The organism is Zobellia russellii (assembly GCF_018728565.1).
Classification (GTDB): Bacteria; Bacteroidota; Bacteroidia; order Flavobacteriales; family Flavobacteriaceae; genus Zobellia; species Zobellia russellii.
In genome coordinates this window covers 623,575-647,046 of record NZ_JACSOI010000002.1, presented here as the reverse complement: position 1 = coordinate 647,046, position 23,472 = coordinate 623,575, and the positions used below count along the sequence as shown (strand labels likewise).

The 23,472-nt window shown below is 39.5% G+C and carries 22 protein-coding genes; 14 read left to right on the top strand and 8 right to left on the bottom strand.

Annotated features, from left to right (window positions below; genetic code table 11):
* Window positions 1-175: 175 nt before the first annotated feature.
* Both H9565_RS08220 and H9565_RS08215 read left to right on the top strand, forming a co-directional pair.
* Window positions 176-481, top strand: coding sequence for a hypothetical protein (locus H9565_RS08220; RefSeq protein WP_215438724.1), 306 nt, complete (start codon window positions 176-178; stop codon window positions 479-481).
* A 179-nt stretch (window positions 482-660) separates the two neighbouring features.
* The gene (locus H9565_RS08215; protein WP_215438723.1) at window positions 661-2,043 is read left to right on the top strand and encodes a sigma-54-dependent transcriptional regulator; all 1,383 of its coding nucleotides are present in this window, start codon (window positions 661-663) and stop codon (window positions 2,041-2,043) included.
* Here H9565_RS08215 and H9565_RS08210 read toward each other — a convergent pair.
* Window positions 2,018-4,513, bottom strand: a complete 2,496-nt coding sequence (locus tag H9565_RS08210) for an ATP-binding protein (protein WP_215438722.1) — start codon at window positions 4,511-4,513, stop codon at window positions 2,018-2,020. The two genes, H9565_RS08215 and H9565_RS08210, sit on opposite strands and share 26 nt — an antisense overlap.
* A gap of 365 nt (window positions 4,514-4,878) precedes the next feature.
* Between H9565_RS08210 and H9565_RS08205 the strand changes: the two genes are divergently transcribed.
* From H9565_RS08205 to H9565_RS08195, 3 genes are all read left to right on the top strand, one after another.
* Window positions 4,879-7,044, top strand: a complete 2,166-nt coding sequence (locus H9565_RS08205) for a TonB-dependent receptor (protein WP_215438721.1) — start codon at window positions 4,879-4,881, stop codon at window positions 7,042-7,044.
* A 121-nt stretch (window positions 7,045-7,165) separates the two neighbouring features.
* Window positions 7,166-8,146 carry a Gfo/Idh/MocA family protein gene (locus H9565_RS08200; protein ID WP_215438720.1) on the top strand — a complete coding sequence of 327 codons (981 nt, stop codon included), beginning with the start codon at window positions 7,166-7,168 and terminating at the stop codon, window positions 8,144-8,146.
* Between the two features lie 51 nt (window positions 8,147-8,197).
* Entirely contained in the window at window positions 8,198-8,857 is a 660-nt protein-coding gene (locus H9565_RS08195; RefSeq protein ID WP_215438719.1) for a YqgE/AlgH family protein, read from the top strand.
* 6 nt (window positions 8,858-8,863) lie between these two features.
* Here H9565_RS08195 and H9565_RS08190 read toward each other — a convergent pair whose 3' ends face one another.
* Window positions 8,864-9,274, bottom strand: coding sequence for a Rieske (2Fe-2S) protein (locus H9565_RS08190; RefSeq protein ID WP_215438718.1), 411 nt, complete (start codon window positions 9,272-9,274; stop codon window positions 8,864-8,866).
* Between the two features lie 172 nt (window positions 9,275-9,446).
* Here H9565_RS08190 and greA point away from each other — a divergent pair, with 172 nt between their 5' ends.
* Window positions 9,447-9,923 (top strand): transcription elongation factor GreA, encoded by a 477-nt coding sequence (gene greA / locus H9565_RS08185; RefSeq protein WP_215438717.1) that lies wholly within the window; start codon window positions 9,447-9,449, stop codon window positions 9,921-9,923.
* Between the two features lie 11 nt (window positions 9,924-9,934).
* Window positions 9,935-10,324, top strand: a complete 390-nt coding sequence (locus tag H9565_RS08180; protein WP_215438716.1) for an HIT family protein — start codon at window positions 9,935-9,937, stop codon at window positions 10,322-10,324.
* A gap of 6 nt (window positions 10,325-10,330) precedes the next feature.
* On the opposite strand, the gene H9565_RS08175 is transcribed toward H9565_RS08180, so the two are convergent.
* Window positions 10,331-10,672, bottom strand: coding sequence for a hypothetical protein (locus H9565_RS08175; RefSeq protein WP_215438715.1), 342 nt, complete (start codon window positions 10,670-10,672; stop codon window positions 10,331-10,333).
* Between the two features lie 50 nt (window positions 10,673-10,722).
* Complete coding sequence (locus tag H9565_RS08170) at window positions 10,723-11,871, bottom strand: sensor histidine kinase (RefSeq protein WP_215438714.1); 1,149 nt, start codon at window positions 11,869-11,871, stop codon at window positions 10,723-10,725.
* A gap of 144 nt (window positions 11,872-12,015) precedes the next feature.
* Between H9565_RS08170 and H9565_RS08165 the strand changes: the two genes are divergently transcribed.
* From H9565_RS08165 to aat, 4 genes are all read left to right on the top strand, one after another.
* Entirely contained in the window at window positions 12,016-12,900 is an 885-nt protein-coding gene (locus H9565_RS08165) for a flavin reductase family protein (protein ID WP_394370250.1), read from the top strand.
* Between the two features lie 87 nt (window positions 12,901-12,987).
* On the top strand, window positions 12,988-13,653 hold the full coding sequence (locus H9565_RS08160; protein WP_215438713.1) for a PorT family protein: 666 nt from the start codon (window positions 12,988-12,990) through the stop codon (window positions 13,651-13,653).
* Between the two features lie 100 nt (window positions 13,654-13,753).
* On the top strand, window positions 13,754-14,131 hold the full coding sequence (locus H9565_RS08155; protein WP_215438712.1) for a DUF3127 domain-containing protein: 378 nt from the start codon (window positions 13,754-13,756) through the stop codon (window positions 14,129-14,131).
* Window positions 14,132-14,223: 92 nt separating this feature from the next.
* Entirely contained in the window at window positions 14,224-14,904 is a 681-nt protein-coding gene (gene aat / locus H9565_RS08150) for a leucyl/phenylalanyl-tRNA--protein transferase (protein WP_394370249.1), read from the top strand.
* Here aat and H9565_RS08145 read toward each other — a convergent pair.
* The 3 genes from H9565_RS08145 to H9565_RS08135 are packed head-to-tail and all read right to left on the bottom strand — an operon-like array spanning window position 14,875 to window position 16,714.
* Entirely contained in the window at window positions 14,875-15,561 is a 687-nt protein-coding gene (locus tag H9565_RS08145) for a DUF2490 domain-containing protein (protein ID WP_215438711.1), read from the bottom strand. The genes aat and H9565_RS08145 overlap by 30 nt on opposite strands.
* Window positions 15,542-16,129 (bottom strand): hypothetical protein, encoded by a 588-nt coding sequence (locus tag H9565_RS08140; protein ID WP_215438710.1) that lies wholly within the window; start codon window positions 16,127-16,129, stop codon window positions 15,542-15,544. The genes H9565_RS08145 and H9565_RS08140 overlap by 20 nt, the downstream gene beginning before the upstream one ends.
* A gap of 21 nt (window positions 16,130-16,150) precedes the next feature.
* On the bottom strand, window positions 16,151-16,714 hold the full coding sequence (locus tag H9565_RS08135; RefSeq protein ID WP_215438709.1) for a DNA-3-methyladenine glycosylase I: 564 nt from the start codon (window positions 16,712-16,714) through the stop codon (window positions 16,151-16,153).
* Between the two features lie 201 nt (window positions 16,715-16,915).
* Between H9565_RS08135 and H9565_RS08130 the strand changes: the two genes are divergently transcribed.
* Together H9565_RS08130 and H9565_RS08125 are read left to right on the top strand one after the other, a co-directional pair.
* The gene (locus H9565_RS08130) at window positions 16,916-20,080 is read left to right on the top strand and encodes a TonB-dependent receptor (protein WP_215438708.1); all 3,165 of its coding nucleotides are present in this window, start codon (window positions 16,916-16,918) and stop codon (window positions 20,078-20,080) included.
* 79 nt (window positions 20,081-20,159) lie between these two features.
* Window positions 20,160-21,518, top strand: a complete 1,359-nt coding sequence (locus H9565_RS08125; protein WP_215438707.1) for an alkaline phosphatase family protein — start codon at window positions 20,160-20,162, stop codon at window positions 21,516-21,518.
* On the opposite strand, the gene H9565_RS08120 is transcribed toward H9565_RS08125, so the two are convergent.
* Window positions 21,501-22,127 (bottom strand): Crp/Fnr family transcriptional regulator, encoded by a 627-nt coding sequence (locus tag H9565_RS08120; protein WP_215438706.1) that lies wholly within the window; start codon window positions 22,125-22,127, stop codon window positions 21,501-21,503. The two genes, H9565_RS08125 and H9565_RS08120, sit on opposite strands and share 18 nt — an antisense overlap.
* A 208-nt stretch (window positions 22,128-22,335) precedes the next feature.
* On the opposite strand from H9565_RS08120, the gene H9565_RS08115 reads away from it, so the two are divergent.
* Window positions 22,336-23,466 carry an esterase-like activity of phytase family protein gene (locus tag H9565_RS08115; RefSeq protein WP_215438705.1) on the top strand — a complete coding sequence of 377 codons (1,131 nt, stop codon included), beginning with the start codon at window positions 22,336-22,338 and terminating at the stop codon, window positions 23,464-23,466.
* The last annotated feature ends 6 nt before the right edge of the window (window positions 23,467-23,472 follow it).

Below are 23,472 nucleotides of genomic sequence, written 5' to 3'. Positions count from 1 at the left end.
AACGAAGCTAACCAGTACAAGTTAGAGGTTTCTTTGGAAGACGGTACTTCTGGTGCCCTAATCGTTGATGAAGAAGGAAACCCTATTCAACAATAAGAAGGGATTAATTTCATTGTTCCCCCTATTACAATAACATATCACCATTAATTATTAACATATATAAAATAAGAATATCATGAAAAAATTATTTATCACCACCGTATTCGCATTAGGAAGTTTAACTGCATTCGCTCAAGAAGAGCAAGCAACTGAAGCTCAGGATACAGCTACTGAAGCTGTAGCTCAAGAAGAGTTTTCTGAAGTAGCATTGGAAGAAGTTCCAGAAGCGGTAACTGCAATGGTAGAGACTAACTACCCAGGAGCAACTATCAACAAAGCACACAAAAACGAAGCTAACCAGTACAAGTTGGAAGTTTCTTTGGAAGATGGTACTTCTGGTGCTCTAATCGTTGATGAAGAAGGTAATGCTATTGAGCAATAAAAATAGCTAAATTGTCGGAAGAGATTCCGAACCAATTTTGAGAAAGGAACCGTGCGATAACGGTTCCTTTTTTGCGTTTTGGACCACTTCTAAAAGTATCTTTTATGATAAATTTAGAGGAGAAACAGCTTTCTTGTGCTATTTTTACGTAGATAGATACAGAACACTAGATTGCTTTTATGCCAAACCTTTTAATCATTGAAGATGATGCCGCATTTTGTCAAATGCTCCAAAAGTTTTTGACCAGACACGGTTACGAAGTAGAGACCAGTTTTACTGCCCCAGATGCCAAAGATAAATTCGGTAAAACCAATTTTGATTTGATTCTGACCGATTTACGTTTGCCCGATTATGACGGTATTCAACTTCTAACGGATATCAAACAGGTAAGTCCGCAGACCCAAGTTATTGTTATGACGGGTTATGCCGAAGTAGGTACTGCCGTAAATGCCATGAAAAAAGGAGCGTTCGACTATATTTCAAAGCCTTTTACTCCAGACGAGATTGTGATGATTTTGGATAATGCCTTAAAGGTAGAATCCGCTACAGTGGTAAAAACGGCTCCAAAAACCAATGAGGGAAAAAATAGTGCCGAGCCTAAAGTTGAGAAACAGCCAAATCAAAATAGTGGCAAGAGTACTATTGTTAAAGGCATTAGTGATGCCTCTAAAAAGCTGGATGATTACATAAAGCTAGTGGCACCTACAGATATGTCCGTATTGATTACTGGTGAAAGCGGTACCGGAAAAGAAGTAACCGCCAAGGCAATTCACGATAACAGTAAGAGAAAAGATTTTAATTTCATTGCTGTAGATTGTGGTGCTATACCCAAAGAATTAGCTGCAAGTGAGTTTTTTGGACATATAAAAGGAAGTTTTACCGGCGCGGTAGAGGACAAAATCGGAAATTTTGAGGCGGCCAATAAAGGAACCTTGTTTTTGGATGAGGTAGGAAACCTATCTTATGAGAACCAGATACAGTTGCTTCGGGCCCTTCAGGAACGAAAGATAAAACGTGTAGGGAGTACCAAAGAAATAAATGTTGATTTACGAATTATTACGGCAACCAATGAAGATTTAACGGAAGCCGTGGAAAAAGGAACTTTTAGAGAGGACCTTTTTCACAGATTGAACGAATTTTCTATTCAAATACCTTCGCTACAAGAACGTTCCGACGATTTAGTGCTTTTTGCGGAAAACTTCTTGAACAAGGCCAATGCTAGTTTAGATAAAAATGTAGATGGTTTTTCCGGAGAAGTTTGGGAGGCCTTTCAGGAATACCATTGGCCGGGTAACCTAAGGGAATTGCAGAACGTGGTAAAAAGAGCGGTACTGTTAACCACAGGTGATGAGGTGCAATTGGATGCCTTGCCCAAAGAAGTACTTCAGCCGCAAGAAAAGGAAACTCCCGTAGAGAATTTTTCAAAATCGGAATTTGAAAAAGACCGAATCATCAAAGCTTTGAAGAAAACTAATTTCAACAAATCAAAAGCGGCCAAATTATTACAGGTGACCAGAAAGACGCTCTACAATAAAATTAACCATTATAATCTTGATTTGTAGCCAAGCGTTCTTCCAATTCCGTTACCAGTTTTCTAACATCGAGTTTTAGAACCGTAAATGAGCTAGAGAGCATATCCGGGTCAAGGTCTTGGGGCGTGCAGAGCTCCATTTTTTCCAAAAGTGTTACACAGTTTTCTACTTTTAATTGCCTGAACATGGGCAGCATGCGGTGTGCCAAATGGTTTACTTGTGGGTAATCATTTGCGGTTACCGTTTCTTCAAGAAGCTGCATATTGGTTTTGGTATCGCTTAAAAATGTTCCTAATACGTCTTGGATGGCATCTTCGTTTTTTCCCAAGAACGAATGGATAATATCAAGATTGTACAGCTGAGGACCTTGATTGGAGACTTCCATTTTTTCTTCCCTCTCTTCTTGTTTTTGGGTAGTAATACCCAGTAATTTTAGCGTAGCTATGAGTTCGCCTTTGGAAAAGGGTTTTTGCAAGACTTGAGCAAAACCTACTCCTATATACGCTTCGGGCCCTAAATCCCTTCTGCCCGTCATTGCAACTATAGGTTGGTTCGTGTAGTGTTTATATACCCCGGATTGCAGCTTTTTTAAGACTTCAAAACCGGTTACCTGTGGCATTTGAATATCTGTCAATACTAAATCATACGCAAGATGCGAGTCTTTTTCTATGGATAGAAAATTGGTAAAGGTATGCGCTGTAATTCCCATACTTTCGGCCAGCTCCCTTAACATATGCAACAGGGCCGTATCGTCATCAATAATAAGCATGCGCAGTTTTGGTGCCAAATAGGGCATTTCTTGGGTGGGTTTCTCTACTGCATCCGTTATTTCCAGAGGAAGCAATAAGGTAAAGGTGCTTCCCAAGCCCAGTTTACTTTCAAGGGTTAATTTTCCTTTAAGAAGTTCTGCCAATTTTTTGGATATGGTAAGTCCCAATCCGTGACCGCCAAATTTCTTGTCGGTATTACTATCCGCTTGCGTAAATTCCTTGAATATAAGATGTTGTTTTTCTTTGGCGATACCAATACCGGTATCACTTACCTGAATACGTGCGGAAATGGCTTTATCCTTTCCTTTTTCCCCAGTAGCGGTAATTTTAATTTGTCCTTCTTCTGTAAACTTAAAGGCATTGCCCATGAGATTGGTGAGGATCTGTCTGATCCTAAAGGGGTCTCCCAACACGGTTTGCTGTAATTGAGGAGCTATTTCCAACACTAATTTTAAACCTTTGTTGGCGTGAATTGCCTGTAGGTTTTCTGCGGTTTCCTGAATAAGGTGCGCAGGTATAAAGGGTACTTTCTCAATTTTGAGCTTACCGGCCTCCAGTTTAGAAAAATCCAATAAATCATTTACCAAATTGCCCACATACTCAGATGCCGATTTTACGTTTTTAATGTATCCGCTCTGCTTGCGAGATAGTTCTGTGCTTTCAAGCAATTCGCTATAGCCGCTAATGGTATTTAGGGGTGTTCGTAGGTCATGGCTAACGGTAGAAATTAACTGTTCCCGACTTTTTAAAAGGGATTCCGAAAATTTCTTCTCTTTTTCCAATCGTACCCGGTAGGTCTGTACTTTCCAATAATCCCTGGTAATGAGGAAAGAGAATATGCCAACAATGAGAAAACCTAGTAATGCGGCCATACCGGCAATACGCGTGGTTCTTTTTAAGGTTTCCCGTTTTACGATACTGGTATTGTAACTGCTCGTGATTATTTCTTTTTCAAATGCGGCAATGATATTTTGGAGCTGTCTAGACAGTTCAAGGTCGTTGCGGTTAGCCTCAATTTCTTTTTGGGCCAAAGAGCGTTGTGATCGTGTATCTACAAATTTTGCTCTTCGCAACATGGCTTTTGAAACGTTCAAAATAGAGTCTACATAGGCGGCATTCTTTGTGTTGTCTCCGGAATTTGGTGCGTTTCTGTTAATCAAATCGGCATATTCGCGTAGTGACTGCTGTACTTTGGGGGAGAGTTGTTCAAAATTTGTAAATAGATTCTCGGCAGAGAATTTACCGAACGATTCTTCTATTTTTTCAAATTCCTTAAGTGCTTTGTCCAAAGAGTTGGCGGAGTTGCTTTTGATTTTTAAACTACGTAGTTCGTTATTGTTGTTCACTTTTTGGTTCAATAGAACCTGCAGGCTGTCCAAAAGTCCTTTTTGTTCTTCGCCCAGCATCAACTTCTTTAGCGTGTCAATCTCTACCTGTATGGAGTCAATTTTAAGGGCATAGGCGTCAAAGTTTATTTTTTCATCACTCTGTAGGGCCAGTTTAGATAGGCTTTCCGCTTCGTAAAGATTGGTCATTAAAGAGCTGGTGCGCAATAATTTTTCATCGTTTACTTCGGCAGTTTCGGTAGAAATATAAGTTTGTATTTCGGTGTACACAAAATACCCCACACCCGCTGCCAATAATGCCAAAATAAGGTAGCTGGCAACAATTTTCAACGTAAACTTGTTCTTGGATTTTCTAGATGTGTTCGCCATAAGGTTCTTAGACACTAAAGGTGTTTTTAAAAATACGTATATAATGCGTGTAGGGTTTACAAATAACCGTTAATTGTTTGATCCGATTGGTAAGGAAGTATTCGTGGCGGGTCTTTTGGTTGAATTAGTTATGAAATATGGAAGTCCGTACCTATCTTTGCGCCATCTCAAAGGGGTGCAAACTCTTGATGTATCGGATAAAACCAACCGTGTTTTATTTGTTTCAGGATGAGCTGAGATTATACCCAATGAACCTGGGCGGGTAATGCTGCCAAGGGATAGTGATTCTATCACTTCTTGGAATTAGGTGTGTCCACAACGGGACGAAAATCAATCTAAAACAGAATAACGCCCCTTTTATTCGTAGCTAATTTATACGAATGAAATACATTGTAATGCTAGCGGTCCTTATAGGAATTACAGGCCCAGCTTTTGCTCAAGAAAAAGAAATTGACTCCGTAACGGGCAAGGAAATAAACCTAGATGAGGTTTTTGTTTCTGCCATAAGGGTCAACAAGGCCACTCCTGTTACTTTCTCCAATCTTAAAAAGGAAGAGTACGCCTCACGTAACTTGGGTCAGGATATTCCTATTCTCATGAACTTTTTGCCGGGTGTGGTAACTACCTCAGATGCAGGTGCAGGTGTAGGATATACAGGTATTCGTGTGCGTGGTAGTGACAATACACGTGTAAACGTGACCATTAACGGTATACCCTACAATGACGCTGAATCTCATGGCACGTTTTGGGTAAACATGCCGGATTTTGCTTCGTCTACGGAGAGTTTACAATTGCAAAGGGGGGTGGGCACCTCTACCAATGGTTCAGGGGCCTTTGGTGCTAGTTTAAATTTATTGACAGATGCAGTTGCGGATGAGGCTTTTGCCCAAATTTCATCTTCTGTAGGGAGTTTTAAAACGTTGCGGAACAATATAAAATTCAGCACGGGATTGCTAAACGACCATGTTGAAATTTCAGGGCGACTTTCTAGAATAACTTCGGATGGTTATGTGGATAGGGCTTCGTCAGATTTGGATTCCTATTTTTTGCAGGCCGCCTATACGGATGAAAAAACACAGTTAAAAGCATTGCTATTTGGAGGGCATGAGGTTACTTACCAATCTTGGAACGGGATAGATGCACAAACATTAAAGGATAACAGAACCTATAATTCCGCAGGTGCTTATACAGATGAAAATGGAGATGAGCAGTTTTATGACAATGAGGTGGACGACTATAAACAAAACCATGCGCAGTTTCTTTGGAATCAGCAACTATCGGATACATGGAGTACCAATGTGGCGTTTCACTTTACAAAAGGGAGTGGTTTTTTTGAACAGTATAAACAAGAAGATAAGTTTGCCACTTACGGTTTTGAGCCTATTGTAGTGAATGGGGATTCTGTAAATACAACAGATTTAATACGCCGTCGTTGGTTGGATAACAAGTTTTATGGGACCGTTTTTTCTGCCAATTATACCAAAGACCGTTTGGATGTTATTTTAGGCGGAGGGTGGAATTCCTACCAAGGGGATCACTTTGGGGAAGTCATTTGGGCACGTTACGCTACGGATAGTCAAATCCGTGATAGGTATTATGAGGACGATTCCAATAAATCGGATTTCAATTTTTACACCAAGGCCAATTACGGGCTAAACGATAAGTGGAGTCTTTTTGCAGATTTACAATATAGAAGAGTAGGGTATCTGGCAAATGGGGAAGATACTGGTCTGGTAGATGATACGTTTCACTTTTTCAACCCTAAAGCCGGAGTGGTGTTCGATTTAAACCGAAACAACAATTTTTATTTCAGTTATGCGGTTGCCAATCGTGAGCCCAATAGAAATGATTATGAAAGCGGAAGCCCAAAACCTGAAAAACTAAACGATTTTGAGTTGGGTTGGCGCTATGTGTCCACATCATTTCAATTGAATGCCAATGCCTATTATATGAGGTACAAGGACCAACTGGTACTAACAGGGCAGTTAAACGATGTGGGAGCGCCGTTGCGCGCCAATGTAGGAGATAGCTACCGTGCAGGTCTTGAGTTGGATGCCAATGTGTTTTTGGGTGAAAAATGGCAAATACAACCCAATATTGCCATCAGTTCAAATAAGAATTTGGATTTCTTTTTTGAACGAGACGGGGTGCTGCGTAATCTTGGGAATACCAATATTGCGTATTCTCCAAATGTGGTCATAGGCAATCGTTTTGCATATTCTCCGGTAAAAAATCTTCAGATTTCGGCACTGTCCAAATACGTAGGCGAGCAGTATATGGGTAATATAGATTCAGAAAATTCTATTTTGGAAGCCTATTCGCAAACAGATTTTAATGTACAGTATGTGCTTAATTTTAAGTCGGTAATAAAGCGTATCACTTTATCTGCACTGGTAAATAACATTTTTGATGAGGATATAGTCTCCAACGGATATTTCTATACGTATGATGATAATTCCTCAGGTTCGGTTCAGACTTTTGAAGGAGCGGGATATTACCCTCAGGCGGGTACTAATTTCTTATTGGGAGCAACGGTTAGGTTTTAAGTGCGATAGTAGTTTTTCCCCTAAACGGATTGCGTTAAAAACTTGTTGAATTAGTTTATCCACGCTTTACAAGCTGTTCTTAAATCTGTTATTTTTACTACAGATTCAAAGTATGGACTATATGGAAGAAAGAACAAAAGTTCGCTGGGGTATTTTAGGTTGTGGAAATGTAACCGAGGTAAAAAGCGGACCCGCCTATCAAAAAACAGAAGGTTTTGAGGTTGTTGCCGTGATGCGCCGTGATGCGGAAAAAGCAGCGGATTATGCCCAAAGGCACGGTATATCTAAATATTATTCAGATGCAGAAGCATTGATAAATGATACCGAAGTGGATGCCGTCTATATTGCCACTCCTCCTGATAGCCATAAACTGTATGCATTAAAAGTTGCTGCTGCGGGAAAGCCTTGTTGTATAGAAAAGCCCATGGCTCCGAGCTATGCGGATAGTCTTGAGATTCAGCAGGCGTTCACAGAGAAGAACTTACCGTTGTTCGTAGCGTATTATCGCCGGTCATTGCCTCGTTTTTTAAAGGTGAAAGAATGGTTGGATGCTAATGAAATAGGACAAGTGAGACATATTCGTTGGTTTTTGGGAAAGCCTCCCAATGCTATGGACCTAAGCGGTGCATACAATTGGCGTACGGATGCCAAAGTAGCCCCGGCAGGTTATTTTGATGATTTGGCCAGTCACGGTCTAGACCTTTTTGCTTATCTGTTGGGAGATTTTAAAAACGTTTCTGGCACTGCCTTCAACCAACAGGGGATGTACTCGGCCAAAGATGCCGTAACAGGTCATTGGATTCATGAAAACGGAATTACAGGTTCCGGTACTTGGAATTTTGGTACTCACCAAAGAGAGGATTTAGTGGAAATTTACGGGAGTGAAGGCAAAATCAGTTTTTCTGTTTTTGAAGAGGCCGATGTGGTCCTTGCCAATGCAAAAGGAAAAACACAATTGTTCATAGCGCACCCGGAGCATGTGCAGCAATTTCACGTAGAAAACTTGGAGGAAGATCTGTCTGGTGGAAAACGGCATCCTTCAACCGGAGAAACAGCTTTGCATACCAGTTGGGTAATGGATAGTATTTTGGGTAAGCTGTAACGGGCTAGGTCCATCGCTTTTAAAATTTCACAAAGAATTTATTCCAACTATATGAAAAAAATACCTGCTTTTGGTAGCAAGCTGCGTAAGAACATTGTGTCCGTTCCCGAGATTATAGATGAGTGCTCGGGAATACGGGTTTTTGGACAGTTGTTGAAGTCCTTTCTGTTTAGTACGGATGTGGCCATTATTAGGAATACAAACGCCAATGCCATTATTGCCGTATATCCTTTTACACCACAACCCACCATTTCCAACGCGTTGATTTTGGCGGCGGACAAACCTATTTTTTGCGGAGTGGGCGGAGGTATTACAACCGGTAACCGTTCTGTAGAGTTGGCGGTGCATGCAGATTTTCAAGGTGCTTTGGGTGTGGTCTTGAATAAACCGGCACCTAATGACCTTATCAGACAGTTAAAGGATAGAATAGATATACCGGTAACCATTACCATAGTATCCGAGAAAGATGATATAAAAGGCAGAATAAATGCGGGGATTGATATTTTTAATGTTTCCGGAGCAGGAAAAACGGCCGATATCATTAAGCGCATACGCGATATTGATGAAGAGGTAGCTATTATAGCTACCGGAGGAAAGACAGATGAGACCATTCAATTGGCCATAGAAGCTGGTGCCAATGCCATATCATATACACCTCCAAGCTCCGGGGAATTATTTAAAGATATTATGGAGCGTTATAGGAACGAATAGGCCCGTTTAGTTTGAAATCAATACAATATTGCCACTTCTTGTAGCGCGATACTCTAGCATATCATAACGCCGTTCGTCATCCTTTGGGGCATTGGTAAGCTGGCCGGTATACAGGTTGTATTCGTAATCTTCGCAACCACAGGTAGCAACTATACCGTTTAGGACAGTTTGCGAGCAGTCGTTAGGTACATGGTTGGGGCATGAGGCCTCAAAAGCCCTGTATTGATCAATACCGGATTGAATTACGTAGACACCCTTTAATCCAACTCCCGCATTCTCAACAAAAACAATGCTGCCAATGTTCGTGAGCTTGCTATATAGGGGCAGGTTCAGGTTCATATCAAACCTAAATCCTACTTCTTGTAGGTAGGGATTGCGAACTACACCATCATTACTGCATGAGAGTAAGAATATCATAATAAAAAAGCTTAAAAAATACTTCATGGCAGAATTATCAATTAAAATGCATGGAACAAAATTGAACAAAATTTATGTATATTTGCGTTAAATCCTCTCTAAAATAACCGTTAATGTAGCGGTGTATGTAGAGGATTTTCTTATTTTACAAGATGTTTTAAACGAGTATCATATGAGTAACGTATCTTACTATACAAAAGAAGGATTGCAAAAATTAAGGGACGAGCTTAACTATCTAAAAGATGTTGAGCGTCCTAAATCTTCTCAAGCGATTGCTGAGGCAAGGGATAAAGGAGATTTATCTGAGAATGCCGAGTACGATGCCGCAAAAGAAGCACAGGGTCTGTTGGAGCTTAAGATTTCAAAGATGGAAGAGACTTTGTCCAATGCACGCTTAATTGATGAATCACAACTAGATACCTCTAAAGTTTTGGTGCTATCAACGGTAAAGTTGAAAAACCAGACCAACGGTATGGAAATGAAATATACATTGGTTGCCGAAAGTGAAGCGGACCTTAAATCGGGTAAAATATCCGTTAATTCTCCTATTGGCAAAGGCTTGTTAGGGAAAAAAGTAGGTGAAACAGCCGAAATTACAGTGCCTAACGGTACATTAAAATTTGATATTTTAGAGATAACAAGGTCTTAAAACTATCTGCAATGGCATCTATCTTTACAAAGATTATAAACGGCGAAATTCCTTGTTATAAAATAGCCGAGGACGATAATTATTTTGCTTTTTTGGATATCAACCCCAATGCCAAAGGGCATACGTTGTGTATTCCTAAAAAGGAAGTAGACAAGATTATGGATCTTGATGAGGACTCTTATATGGGCCTTATGGCATTTTCCCGAAAAGTAGGTAAGGCTATAGAGGCTTCCATAGATTGCAAGAGAGTGGGTATGACGGTTATTGGGTTAGAAGTGCCCCACGTACATGTGCACCTTATTCCACTTACGAATATGCAAAACGCAACCTTTCAACATAAGGTTTCACTATCGGAAGAAGAATTTAAGGAAACGGCCGCTAAGATTATAGCTGCACTGTAATAAAGCTTATTGCAGTAAAAAATAAACACCTACGGCCACTACAACCACTGATAATAGGGTAAGTATCCAGAAAAAAGAGGTAAAGGTTAAGATAGTTCTGTCTGGAATGACCATTTTTTGATAATACTTAAAACTTCGCTCAATATCATCCGTCCAGCTTACAGGATAGATATCGGTTCCACATTTATTACAGACAATTTTAGAAGTAACCTCATTGGTAATGGAGTTAAATAATTTGCCTTGTTTGTGTTTTTGGTAAAATGAAAGCTTTAAATCTTGATTAAAACATTCCGGACAGTTGTTTGTCAGGTCTGCCTCTTTTATAATTACTAACTTTTCCTTTGCCATTTTACTTCGTATAAGAAATATAAAATTTTACTTTCTATAGATTCAACCTTCTAACTTAGTGTCTTTAGGGTAAGTTGCATAACTGTACCTTGTTTATTCGACGAAAGTACTTTTATCTTCCCTTTATGGTATTCTTCCACTATTCTTTTGACTAATGAAAGTCCTAGACCCCAGCCTCTTTTTTTACTTGTGACCCCAGGGTTAAAAATAGCCTGAAAGTCGCTTTTAGGAATGCCATGACCTGTATCCGAAACTCTAATATGAACTTGTTTCCCTTCGGTGATAATATCAATATGAATGCTCCCTTTTCCTTTCATGGCGTCAATACCGTTCTTAACAAGGTTCTCAATAGTCCAGTTGAATAAAGAGACATTGAGCATTACCTGAAGGTGGTCTACATTGGAGTTAAAAGAAAACTCAATAAGTTTAGAGCTTCGCAATTTAAGGTATTCATAAGCATCTTTTGTTTCTTTAACGATATCATGGGGGTCCAACTTGGGCAATGATCCAATTTTGGAAAACCGTTCGGTAATGGTTTCCAGCCTAAAAATATCCTTTGCTATTTCTTTGGTAATTTCAGGGTTGATGTTTTCTGTCTTCAAAAGCTCGTTCCAACCTAACAGAGAAGAAAGTGGTGTGCCAATTTGGTGTGCCGTTTCTTTGGCCATTCCCGCCCATAGTTTATTTTGTTCGGAAGCCTTGTTAGTTTTGAAAAAGAAGAAAATAACTGCCGCAAAAAGAAATATGATGAGCAAAAGGGCAATGGGGTAGTATTTTAATTTATTCAGTACCTCGGAGTTGCCATAGTATAAAGTGGCCAAATGTTCGCCCTGTTGATCAATGGAAATGGGAATATTCTCATTCTGAAATTTTAGTATTTGATTCTGCACATAAACGGAATCTATAACCTTGTCCTTGGCCATATTATTGGTCTTGATAGACCCGTCTTTGTTTACCAGAATCATTGGGGTAGAGGTATTGTTCTGGAACACTTTAAGATGAAGGTTTCCTAAATCAGCATCTTCCGAAGATTGTTGGAATTCTGATTGCGCCGTGGCCCAAATTTCCATTTTAAGACGTTCTTCCTCTTTGAATTTTTTAAAGAAACTATTCGTATTCCAAAGTATAAGACTCACAATAGCAAAGGATGCAATGAGTAAAATAAGGTTGGAAGATTTGTTCTTAGGATTAAAATTCATCCGAATAAATAGCTTTTAGAATCCGTGCGTACTTCAATTTGGTATAGACGGAATTCATCAAAGATAACGTAAATAAGAAGAAAATGGTGTATAGGCTATCTGGGGTCTTGCATTTAATGCAGGCAATTTTCTTACCTTTATGCCATGGCAAAAGAGATGATTTCAGTACTTCCGGAGGCGGTTTCTACCGCACAGTTACATGGTTACCTTTTAGGAGCTGTAGGGCCTAGACCAATAGCGTTTGCGAGTACCGTAGATGAAAAAGGGCATCCTAATCTTTCTCCTTTCAGTTTTTTTAATGTTTTTAGTGCCAATCCGCCTGTATTGATTTTTTCACCGGCAAGAAGAGTGCGGGACAATACCACCAAGCATACACTGCAGAATGTATTATTAACTATGGAGGTAGTGGTCAACATTGTTAATTATGATATGGTACAACAAATGTCCTTGTCCAGTACGGAATACGGAAAGGATGTAAATGAATTTGAAAAGGCCGGCCTCACCATGGTGCCTTCCGATGTTGTAAAACCTTATAGAGTGGCGGAATCGCCCGTGCAGTTTGAGTGTAAAGTTACCAAGGTTGAAGCCTTGGGACGTGAGGGAGGAGCAGGAAATTTAATTTTTGCCGAGGTAGTTAAAGTGCATATAGACCCGGATGTTTTGGATGAAAACAGTGCCATTGATCAACGAAAAATAGATCAGGTAGCCCGTATGGGCGGTAATTGGTACAGTAGGGCCAATTTGGGACTTTTTGAAGTGCCTAAACCCCTATCTACTTTAGGTATTGGTATAGACAATATACCGGAACACATAAGTACAAGTAGTGTGCTCACCGGAAACGATTTGGGCATGTTGGGTAATGTAGAGGAAGTTCCCGATCAGAATGCAGTACAAGAGTTTTTGTCCGCACATGTAGAAATACGTTCGCTTATCAGTGGTGGGGAAAGAAAACCATTGGAATTAAAAGCTCAGGAGTTTTTGCGTAAAAACGATGTGCTTTCTGCTTGGAAGACATTATTGGCAGAGTAAAACTACTGGAAACCGGTATTTTAGTAGGGTTTTATCAAATTAAACTGTTTCATGGCAAAATAATAGCCACGTATAAATTTGCCCATTATGAAACCTTCTTTCCTTATCCTATTGCTTTGCTGTGCCATCGCTTTAAAAATATTCTCCCAAGAAAATAGAGGCTCCCATCATATAGGGTCGGATTCATACATAACCGCTAACCCTTTCTCGTTGTTGGACACATACTCCCCTAGATTGCGTTTGGGGTACATTCAACATATAAAGGGGCATTGGAAAATGGGTCTGGACGTGGGCTATGGTAGTAAAGGAATGGCTATTTTAAATGAAAATTTAGGCGAAAGTTATCGCTTGTGGGAAGTAAGACCAGAATTTTATTATATACTTAACCCTAAACTAAGAACTTTAAAATATCTAGCGGCGGAGTTTTTTTATATAAATCAGTCCAATACTTTTTTAAATGGTGATTACCAGTCGGGAGGCTCAGAAAACTACACCTATGACCAAGCGGATTTTACACGACAAAAGTATGGTTTCCACCTAAAATTTGGTTTACTGTTAAATCTGGGAAAAAAGGCGGGTATTAATTTCTATGGGGGTATTGGCCTGCGCTGGCGCACAAGTACATATGCCAATATTGTTAATCAGCAGAGTGCGGATATCTTTAGGGAGTGGTATACTTCTCTTTATGAAGATATAGGTAAAAGGTTTGGTCCAAACCCAGCTTTGGGCATAAAGTTCTTTTATAAACTATAGCTCATAACCTTTAATAACTTCTGTTTGTTTTTTTAGGTGGATTATGCGATTAAAACTACTTTTATTGCTATAAAAATTAGTTCACATATAATTCATAATCATGGAAGTTCAAGGAAAAGTAAAGATGGTAGGAGAAACCCAAACGTTTGGTAATAATGGGTTTAGAAAGCGCGAGATAGTAGTAACTACAGAGGAGCAATATCCACAGCATATAATGGTAGAGTTCGTACAGGACAAGACGGACTTATTAAACAACTTTAGTGTTGGTCAAGATGTAAAAATCAGTATAAACTTAAGAGGTAGGGAGTGGACCAACCCACAAGGTGAGGTTAAATATTTTAACTCTATACAGGGATGGAGAATTGAAGGCGTTCAGACTCAGCAAAGTGCACCGGGAATGCCTCCTGTTCCACCAGCAGAAGCTTTTCAGCCTGCCGATAACCTTAACGAAGAAGATCACGACGATTTGCCTTTCTAGGAGTCAAACGTTTTAATCGTAATGTTAAAAAGCCCCAAGGATATAAAGTCTAATGGGGCTTTTGTATTTTTGTATATCTCATAACCCCAAAAGTGCAGGACCAAGAATCCAGAAATTCTATAGTTTTTTTGTCTGAAGAATTGGCGTTTCCCGCTGTGGAACATGCTAATTATGACGGTCTTTTGGCAGCTGGCGGAGACCTTTCTGTAGAACGTTTGTTACTGGCCTATAAAAGTGGAATTTTTCCTTGGTTTAATGATGATTCATTGGTTCTATGGTGGAGCCCGGACCCACGAATGGTTTTATTTCCCCATAAAATAAAAGTCTCCAAAAGCATGCGCAAAATACTGCGGGACGGCCGTTTTACACTGACAAAAAATACTTGTTTTGAGCAGGTAATAGAGGCGTGTTCCAGTATAAAAAGACACGATCAAGACGGTACTTGGATTACCAAAAGTATGAAGAATGCATATTTAAAAATGCATGAAAGTGGGTTTGCCACTTCGTACGAAGTATGGGAAAATGATGACCTCGTAGGCGGACTTTACGGTATAGACTTGGGTACGGTTTTTTGTGGGGAAAGTATGTTCAGTAAGGTTAGCAATGCTTCAAAATTTGCCTTTATTAATCTGGCCCAAGAGTTAGAAGGTGAAAATTATAAACTTATAGATTGCCAAATACATACCGATCACTTAGAAAGCCTTGGAGCAGAAGAAATTCCGCGAAAAGAATTCATTAAAATTTTAGAGGCTGAAAATAAGAGAGGTCAATAAGAAGAAAATATGTTGTGTTTCATGGGTGTAATGCTCCGCACGATATTCTCCGCCTACTTCTAATTTGGTTTCCCGGTTTAATAGCCAGCCCATATGAGAGGTAATCCTTTGGTCATAAACAGGTTTGTTGCCTTTGGCTACGCTTAGCAAGGATTCTGTAGATGCTGAAACATACGGCTCACCAATATCCAATTCTTCTCCTTTTAACGGAGCATCAATAGATAAGCGATACCTAAAACGATGAACTGTTTGCGATGGGCTTATGCGTTGTTCGGCGCGTAAACGGCTCCCTACGGTTATATTATCATAAGCATGTGAAAACTTATACTGTTCGGTTATTCTCAGTTCGTTTTCTCCCGGAGCATCAAAAGAATCCCTAAATCTATATTGTACGCCTAGGGCTATACTCTGCTCAAACCCAATTTTAATAGTTGAAAAATGAGAGAGGTCCAGTTGTCTTACCTGATATTTAAAATCGTCTTTGAAAATATAGGCCCGTTGGGCAATCTTAAAGTTATGTGAGTAATTTGGGGTTATTTTATAGTTGAGCGAAATATCGGGCTCAAAATAGCCCGTAGTGTTTTCTTGACAGTAACCTAAGCTGCTTAAAAGTAGACCAAAAGCAATAAAAAGCGTTCTAGTAGAGTACGTGGTCATAGTTTGGTGGTAACGCTTTTTTAATCAGTTCAAACTTGCCTTCGGCATTAAAAAGTATTTCAAATTCTTCAAAGCTTTTTTCGCGCTTTCCATCAATGATCAATTCGTATTTTATGGAAGGTAACATTAGATTTTGAAAGGCGTTTTTTAAGGTCTGGTCAATATCGTTTTCATCGGCAATATACTGCTGTTGAATTTTTTGTATTCGATATTTTTTAAAGTTGTTCTCCAAATACGAAGTAATCTTTGCATAAGCCTCGTTAGGGATGTCTACTGGGGTTATAGTAATTTCAATATCTTCTAATTTGCCCTGTGCATCAAATTCAATACTGTATTTTAAACGGTCTTTTTTAAATTTGGCCTCATAGCTTATTTTATCACCATCTATCTCTTTGTAAAAACGAATGCGCTTGGCATTTACCAGCTTTTGATGTATGAATAGGCGTGCATTTTCGGGAAACTGAGATTTTCTAATACGATGTTCGCGCTCATCTTTTATTTGTGCAAAGGCCATACTAGTAAAAAGAGTAGAAAACAGGACTAGAAAAGAAACGGACTTAAAATTCATAACAATTAAATTTTATACAATTTAGACTTCATCATACCTAAAGCAAGAAACTGCATGGTCGTTTACCATTCCTACGGCTTGCATGAAAGCGTATACAACGGTACTGCCTACAAACTTAAAACCTCTTTTTTTTAAATCTTTGCTCAGAGCATCCGAGATCTTTGTTGTCGCAGGAGCATCTTTGTAATGTTCGTAGCTGCTTTTAAGGGGAGAGTGATTTACAAATTCCCAGATATAATTGCTAAAACTTCCAAACTCCTCTTGCACGTTCATAAACGCTAAAGCATTGGAAACTGTTGCCCTAACCTTTAATTTGTTTCTAATGATGCCTGCATCCTGGAGCAAGTCCTGAATTTTATCTTCATCATATAAAGCTATTTTCTTATAGTCAAAATTGTCAAATGCTTTTCTAAAATTCTCGCGTTTCCTTAAAATAGTAATCCAGCTTAATCCGGCTTGAAAGGTTTCTAAGACCAAAAATTCAAATAGTGTATCGTCTTCTTTTACGGGAGATCCCCATTCTTCATCATGATAAGCTTCATAAAGCGAATCTCCTTTACACCAACCACATCTTTGTTTTTCCATGTTGAGAATTTGAGCTGTAAAAATACGCCTTTATCATCAAAAGGTTACGGCTATGACCTATACAATTGCCTATTGTCCGTTAAGTATTAAGAAACTATAAACTTAAAGTTAAGAAGAAACGCAATGTTAAAAACTAACATGGAGAGGTAGGGGTTAAGGGTAATTTTGCCGCTTTAATTTTTCAAAAACCACTACAAAGAAATGAAAACAAATTACTTAAGCTATTTAAGAATAATGACCTTGTTCCTGTTTTTTGGAGCAGTACATATGTCTTTTGGCCAAGCAACGAACGCATCTGTAAGCGGGACTATAAAGGACGTTACCGGAGAACCTTTATTAGGAGCGGAGATTATCCTTAAGAATACTTCTACAGGTTTTATATCCGGAGCTATAACCAATGAGAATGGAACCTTTAAAATATTACAGTTGCCTTTGGGAGGTCCTTATGAAATAACGGCAAAATACTTAGGCTTCGCCGATGCCAAACAAGAAGGTTTTATGCTGAATTTAGGTGATGCCCTTACGGTACATTTTGTGCTTCAGGAATCTTCTACCGCCCTAAATGAGGTAGTAGTCTCATCTAACAGTTTGTATAAAAGAATTGAGCAAATTGGAGCTTCTACAAAAATTGGGGCGGGACAAATAAAAAAACTGGCTACGGAAGGTAGAAACTTTACAGGCTTAACCAGTTTGTCCCCATTACAAGGTGCGGGAAGTATAAATTTGGGAGGGCAACGTAGAACATCTACAAACGTTACCATAGATGGTCTAAATGCCAGAAATACTTTAACGGCCGGTGAAATTGGTCGTGGTCCTTACACTATTTCACAAGAGGCTATTCGTGAATTTGAGGTCTCTACCAATGACTACAATGTTACAGAGGGTAGACAAGGTGGTGGTTCAATTTCAGCGGTAACCAAGGCGGGTACCAATGAGTTTAGCGGGAGTACGTTTTTCTATCATCGTGCAGATGGTTTACAGAGTAAGTATACCATTCAAGGTCAGGAGAGGGATGCAGATTTCTATAACTCGCAATACGGTTTAAGTATAGGTGGCCCAATCGTAAAGGATAAGTTGCACTTCTTTGCCGTTTTTGAAAGACAGGATGCAGGAGAGCCCACTAGCATTGCCGAAATACAGAATGCAGATGATGAAAATAGATTAGGTATTACTTCGGGTAACTTAGAGCGCTTTTTAGGTATTGGCCGCAATGTTTACGGTCTAAGCAACTCCCAACAAGTAGGACAATTTGACCGGGAAACCGAAGCAAACAATTTGTTCCTAAGGTTAGATTGGCAGATTAACGATAAGCATCGTTTAACCGTTAGAAACTTATACAATAAATGGGAGAACCCTTTTAGTGTAAGTGACAATTCCAATATACAGGTTGCTGAATCTTATTCTGATTTTGAGTCTCAGGAAAACAGCATTATGTTGTCTCTTAGATCTATGTTGAGCTCTAAGGTAACCAATGAGTTTAAGTTTCAATACCAACATGCAGAACGTGCTTTTACCCCTAACTCCGAGCTTCCCCAATCTAATATTCCAAGGGCTATTGTTGAGGTTTCATCGGTTTTGCCAAATGGAAATACTAGAAGTAGGAGCGTGCAATTGGGTGGGCAGCGATTTACTCCGGAAACCAATCAAGAAAACCAAATTCAGTTTACGAATACCACATACGTAAATGCAGGAAAATACAACCTTACTTTTGGTACGGATAATATGATTACCAATTTAGGAACCTTACTTTCCAACGAGCAAAACGGTCGTTTTTTCTTTGATTCGTTAGATGATTTTGAAAATCAAATAGCTTCGCGTTATGCTAGGGAAGTACCTCTACAAGGCCTTCCTATTGTTAAACAGACCGTCTTAGATCTTTCATTGTTCGCTCAGTTGGAAACCGATATTACACCAGATCTAAATTTGGTTGCAGGTGTACGATGGGATGCTACCAAGTTTTTAGATGAGGCAGAGTTCAATCCTGTAGTGTTTAATGAACTGAACATTCGTACCAATGAAAAATTGGATGACTACAATAATATTCAGCCTAGATTTCAATTAACGTATAACTTAAAGGGAAAGAATACGGATATCTTTAAATTGGGAGGAGGTATTTTTTCGTCGCAGCCTCATTATTACGCACAGGTAAACAATATACAGAACAGTGGTACGCTGTTAGGTGCTATTGATGTTACCGGTGCCAATGTTCCTACTCCGGACTTTGAATCCTACCGTAATGACCCTAGCACGGTTCCGGGTGTACCGGCGGGTGTTACTCCTTTTTCAACCATAAACGCGGTTGGTAAAGATTTTCAGGTTCCCACTATATACAAGGCCAACTTGAGTTATACTCACTTCTTTGGTGAGAGGTATAGCCTTGGTTTTAATGCACTTTATAGCCATACCAGTAATAATTATATTTATCAAGAAGCCAATCTTGTAGCGGAGCCTTACCTTGTTACGCCTCAGGGTAGGGAAGTCTTTGTTCCTGCAAATACCATTTCTGAAAATGGAGGAACGGATTGGACAAATTCTAGAATTTCTGACCAAGTGGGCAGAACTTTAGTACTAACTTCTGATGGTGTTCTAGATAATGTGGCCCTTGTAATAGAAGGTACGGCACAGATTGGCCAAGATGGATACTTAAATGCGAGTATGACTTTTAACCGATCAAAGGATAACTCTTCCTATAACTGTTGTGTGGCCAATACATCAACCTTTATTCCCGTGGAAGGTGATCCAAGAGACTTGAACTATGGGTATTCAGATAATCATTTTGATACCAAAATGGTCGTAAATGGCGCTACCCCTACATGGAAAGGGTTTACGCTTGGAGCAACAGTAATTGGCCAAGGAGGAACGCGGTATTCTTTGCATGTAGATGATAACACCAGCGCCAATGGAGATTTTAACCTAAGGAATGACATAGCCTATATTTTTGACCCGAACGACCCTAATACGCCACAGTCTATTGTAGATGGGTACAATCAAATATTGAGCGATCCGGAAACTCCTGAGAATTTCAAGGAATATTTGAGAAATAGTTATGGTGGTTTTGCGGAACGTAACGGTGGAAAAAACCCTTTTGCGGCAACTGTTGATCTACGGCTTCAAAAGAGGTTTGAGACTAAAAATAAAAAGCAAGGTCTTGAACTGTCCGTAGACGTTTTCAACTTTGCTAATTTGTTGAGCAAAGAATGGGGCCGAACCCATAATTTTGGAAGAAGACGCGATTTTATGCGCATTAACGGTTTTGATCAAGCATCTCAAGCTTATGATTATTCCGTTCAAACGGGTGCCGGTACAGAGCCTATTAATGGTACGCCATGGAGGCTTCAGCTAGGGGCGAGATATACATTCAACTAATCGTATTTTTTATTTTTTCTCAATCTAGAGGGCGTCAAAATCGTTTGGCCCCTCTAGTTTTTACAATCTAATATAGGACATGAAAAAGAGTATTTTTTTAGCATTTGCATTGGTTATGATAATCGTGCAGTATGGAAGGGCGCAAGAAGAGAGCTTGACCCAACACGTAGTTTTGGTATCGGTAGATGGTTTTAGGCCTAATTTCTACCTAGAGGATAAATGGCCTACTCCAAACCTAAAAAAGATGGTTCGCGAGGGTGCTGCTGCAATGGGGGTAAGAGGGGTATTTCCTTCTGTTACCTATCCTTCTCACACTACAATAATAACAGGGGCATATCCTGCGGAACACGGTGTATACTACAATAGTCCGTTTGAAGAAGGTGGGCAGACAGGCCGTTGGTACTGGGAAAGTAATCTTATACAGACAGAAACGTTATGGCATGCCGTAAAAAGCGCAGGAAAGACTAGTGCTAGTTTTATTTGGCCCGTATCCGTAGGGGCTCCTATTGATTATAATATTCCGGAATACTGGTTGTTAAACGGTAAGGTGAGTAGAATAGAATCTATGCGTACCAAAGAGAATCCTAAGGGATTTTTAAAGGAAATGGAAGAAGAAGTTTTGGGAAAACTGAACGAGAAAACCTTTAATGGCGATTATTTAAATCGCGAAGATAGAACGGGTGAAATGGCGGCCTATACTTTGGAAAAATATAAACCCAATTTAATGACGCTGCATTTAATAGCTACCGATCATTTTCAACATGAGCAAGGTAGGGACGGAGAAAAGGTATTTACTGCAATTGCTGCCGTGGATCGGGCCATTGGTAAAATAATGGAAGCTGCGGAAAGAGCAGATATTCTTGATAAAACTACGTTCATTATTACGGGAGATCATGGCTTTGTTGATATTCACTCTGCTTTAAATCCAAATATCTGGTTAGTTGAGGAAGGTTTAATGGAAGACCAAAAAGACCGTGGCAACTGGAAAGCTAGTTTTCATACGTCAGGAGCATCGGCATTTTTAATGTTGAAAGATAAGAGCGATAAAAAAAGTATTGCCAAGGTACGTGCAAAATTAAATGGACTACCAGCTTCGATCAAGAAATTATTTAGAGTTGTAGAAAGAGACGAACTAGATGGTATTGGTGCAGATCCCAATGCAGTGCTCGCGTTGGCGCCTATACCGGGTGTTGCCATGTCATCAAGAGCAAATGGAGACGTGTTAACGCCAAGAAGGGGCGGAACCCACGGTTTTTTTCCCGATTTCAAAGAAATAGAAACCGGTTTTATTGCCTTTGGAGCGGGAATATATAAGGGCAAAAAAATTGAAAAAATGGGATTGGAAGATATTGCACCAGTTGTTAGCGAGCTGTTGCAACTCAATTTTAAAACTAAAAACGGTGTACTTTACCCCGGAATCTTAACCAATAAAAACTGATTTTTTCTTTAGTGCATTGGCAATAGTTTGGCGGGTGGCCCCTATAAGGTCACCCTTGTCCTTTTGGGTCAGCAAGTTGTAAAGAAGGTGTTCTTCTCCGTGTATATCCAACACGGGAATATTAAAGTGGGATTTTAGGAATTCGAGCTTTTGAAAAGTGGATCTCTCGTTTACTTGTCCCAGTTTTTTTTCGGCAAGACACCATCGTTTTAAAAGGTAGGCAATGAACCATTCCGAAGTAACTGGATTTTCAATAATGGTCTTTTTAAAAAAAGCCAAATCGTAAATGCGTATTTTGCTGTCTACCAGTGTTTTTGAAAATTCAAAAAACTGTCCGTTCAAGTATTTTAGGTTGCCAAAATAGTCGCCCGAGTAAATAACGTCATAGGTGTTCTCTTCTCCAGTTTCTGAATAGCCGCCTAACTTAACAACGCCTTGCACCACCTCGTACATATAGTTTTCTGCAAAAGGCGGTTTATAGATAATTTCGTTTTTGGGAACAATTACCTCTTTAACCGATGTGAAAAAACTGGGGTTTTCGCTATTTTTTAAATAACTATAGAAGCAAAACTCATGTTTTTTGTGTAATTGGGGTCGAATATTTTTCATAGCTCATCTACATTTATCTTTATCGGAACCCACAAATCTATTTTTGAAAAGTCAAGTTAACGTTAGGTGAATATTAAGATTAGTGGGGGTCGCGGGTGTTGCGGAATGCGGGGTTTCAAAATAATACAACCTTAATCTAATCGTAATCTACAGCTAAACCGCTTCTAAAATCTATATGGCATCTTGCGGAACTAATAAAACATGAAAAATGAAAAAATTTAGTTTAGAAATATTCGGATTGGTTATTCTTACCACTATTATATCCTGTGAACACATAGATGATTTTATAGGTCATGGCGGTTCTACTACCAATAAAATTGAGAACATAGAATTTCTTGATGAATATGTTTTGCCAGATGGAGCGGCGTATGCCAATACAACTGTAGGTGGGCTATCTGCTATAGATTATGCAGATGGTAAATGGTATATGATCAGTGATGATCCAAAGGCGCCTATCCGTTTTTACACAGCTGATATTTCATTTGGTGAAAACCAGTTTAAGGAGGTAACCATTAATGGCGTAACGGAATTGTTGAACGGTAGCAATTTGCCTTTCTCAGATGATGAAATTGATCCTGAAGCCATCCGGATTACACCTGGGGGTAGTGTGTTATGGTCTAGCGAGGGGAACGTTAAAGGAGGTGTAGATCCTTTTGTTCGTGTTGCCGGTTTGGACGGTACCTATAAGTCTAGCATTGCTTTATCCGAAAAATTTAAAGTGTCCGGAGATGAGAATCGTGGGCCACGTCACAATGGCGTTATTGAAGGTCTTTCCGTTTCCTATGATAAAAAAGGTTATTGGGCTTCGATGGAATTGCCCCTTGTGCAAGACGGTCCGGAACCTGTGTTAGAGGATACGGATTCATCGGTAAGGATAGCGTACATAAATAGTTCCGGGGCATTCGGTAAAGAGTTTGCTTATGAACTGGATCCCATTGCCAGAAAGTTTGATGAATCGTCTTTTACGGTAAATGGAGTGGTTGAAATTTTAGAATATGATATGGACCGGTTTTTGGTTTTGGAGCGTTCTTTTTCTACGGGTTATGCTGATGGAGGTAACAATGTAAAAATTTATGACGTAGATGCTTCCAAAGCTACCGATGTAAGCCATATGGATAGCCTTAAGGGTGCGGATTACACAAGAGCGACCAAGAAGTTGGTGTTCGATTTTGAGACGGTCAGAAATCAATTAACGGATGGTGTGGTAGATAATATTGAGGGTATCACTTTTGGCCCCCAATTGGAAAACGGTAATCGTTCCCTAGTTTTGGTGGCCGATAATAATTTTAGTGCTTTTGGCCCGCAGTTAAATCAATTTATACTTTTGGAGGTTAAATAAACTGCA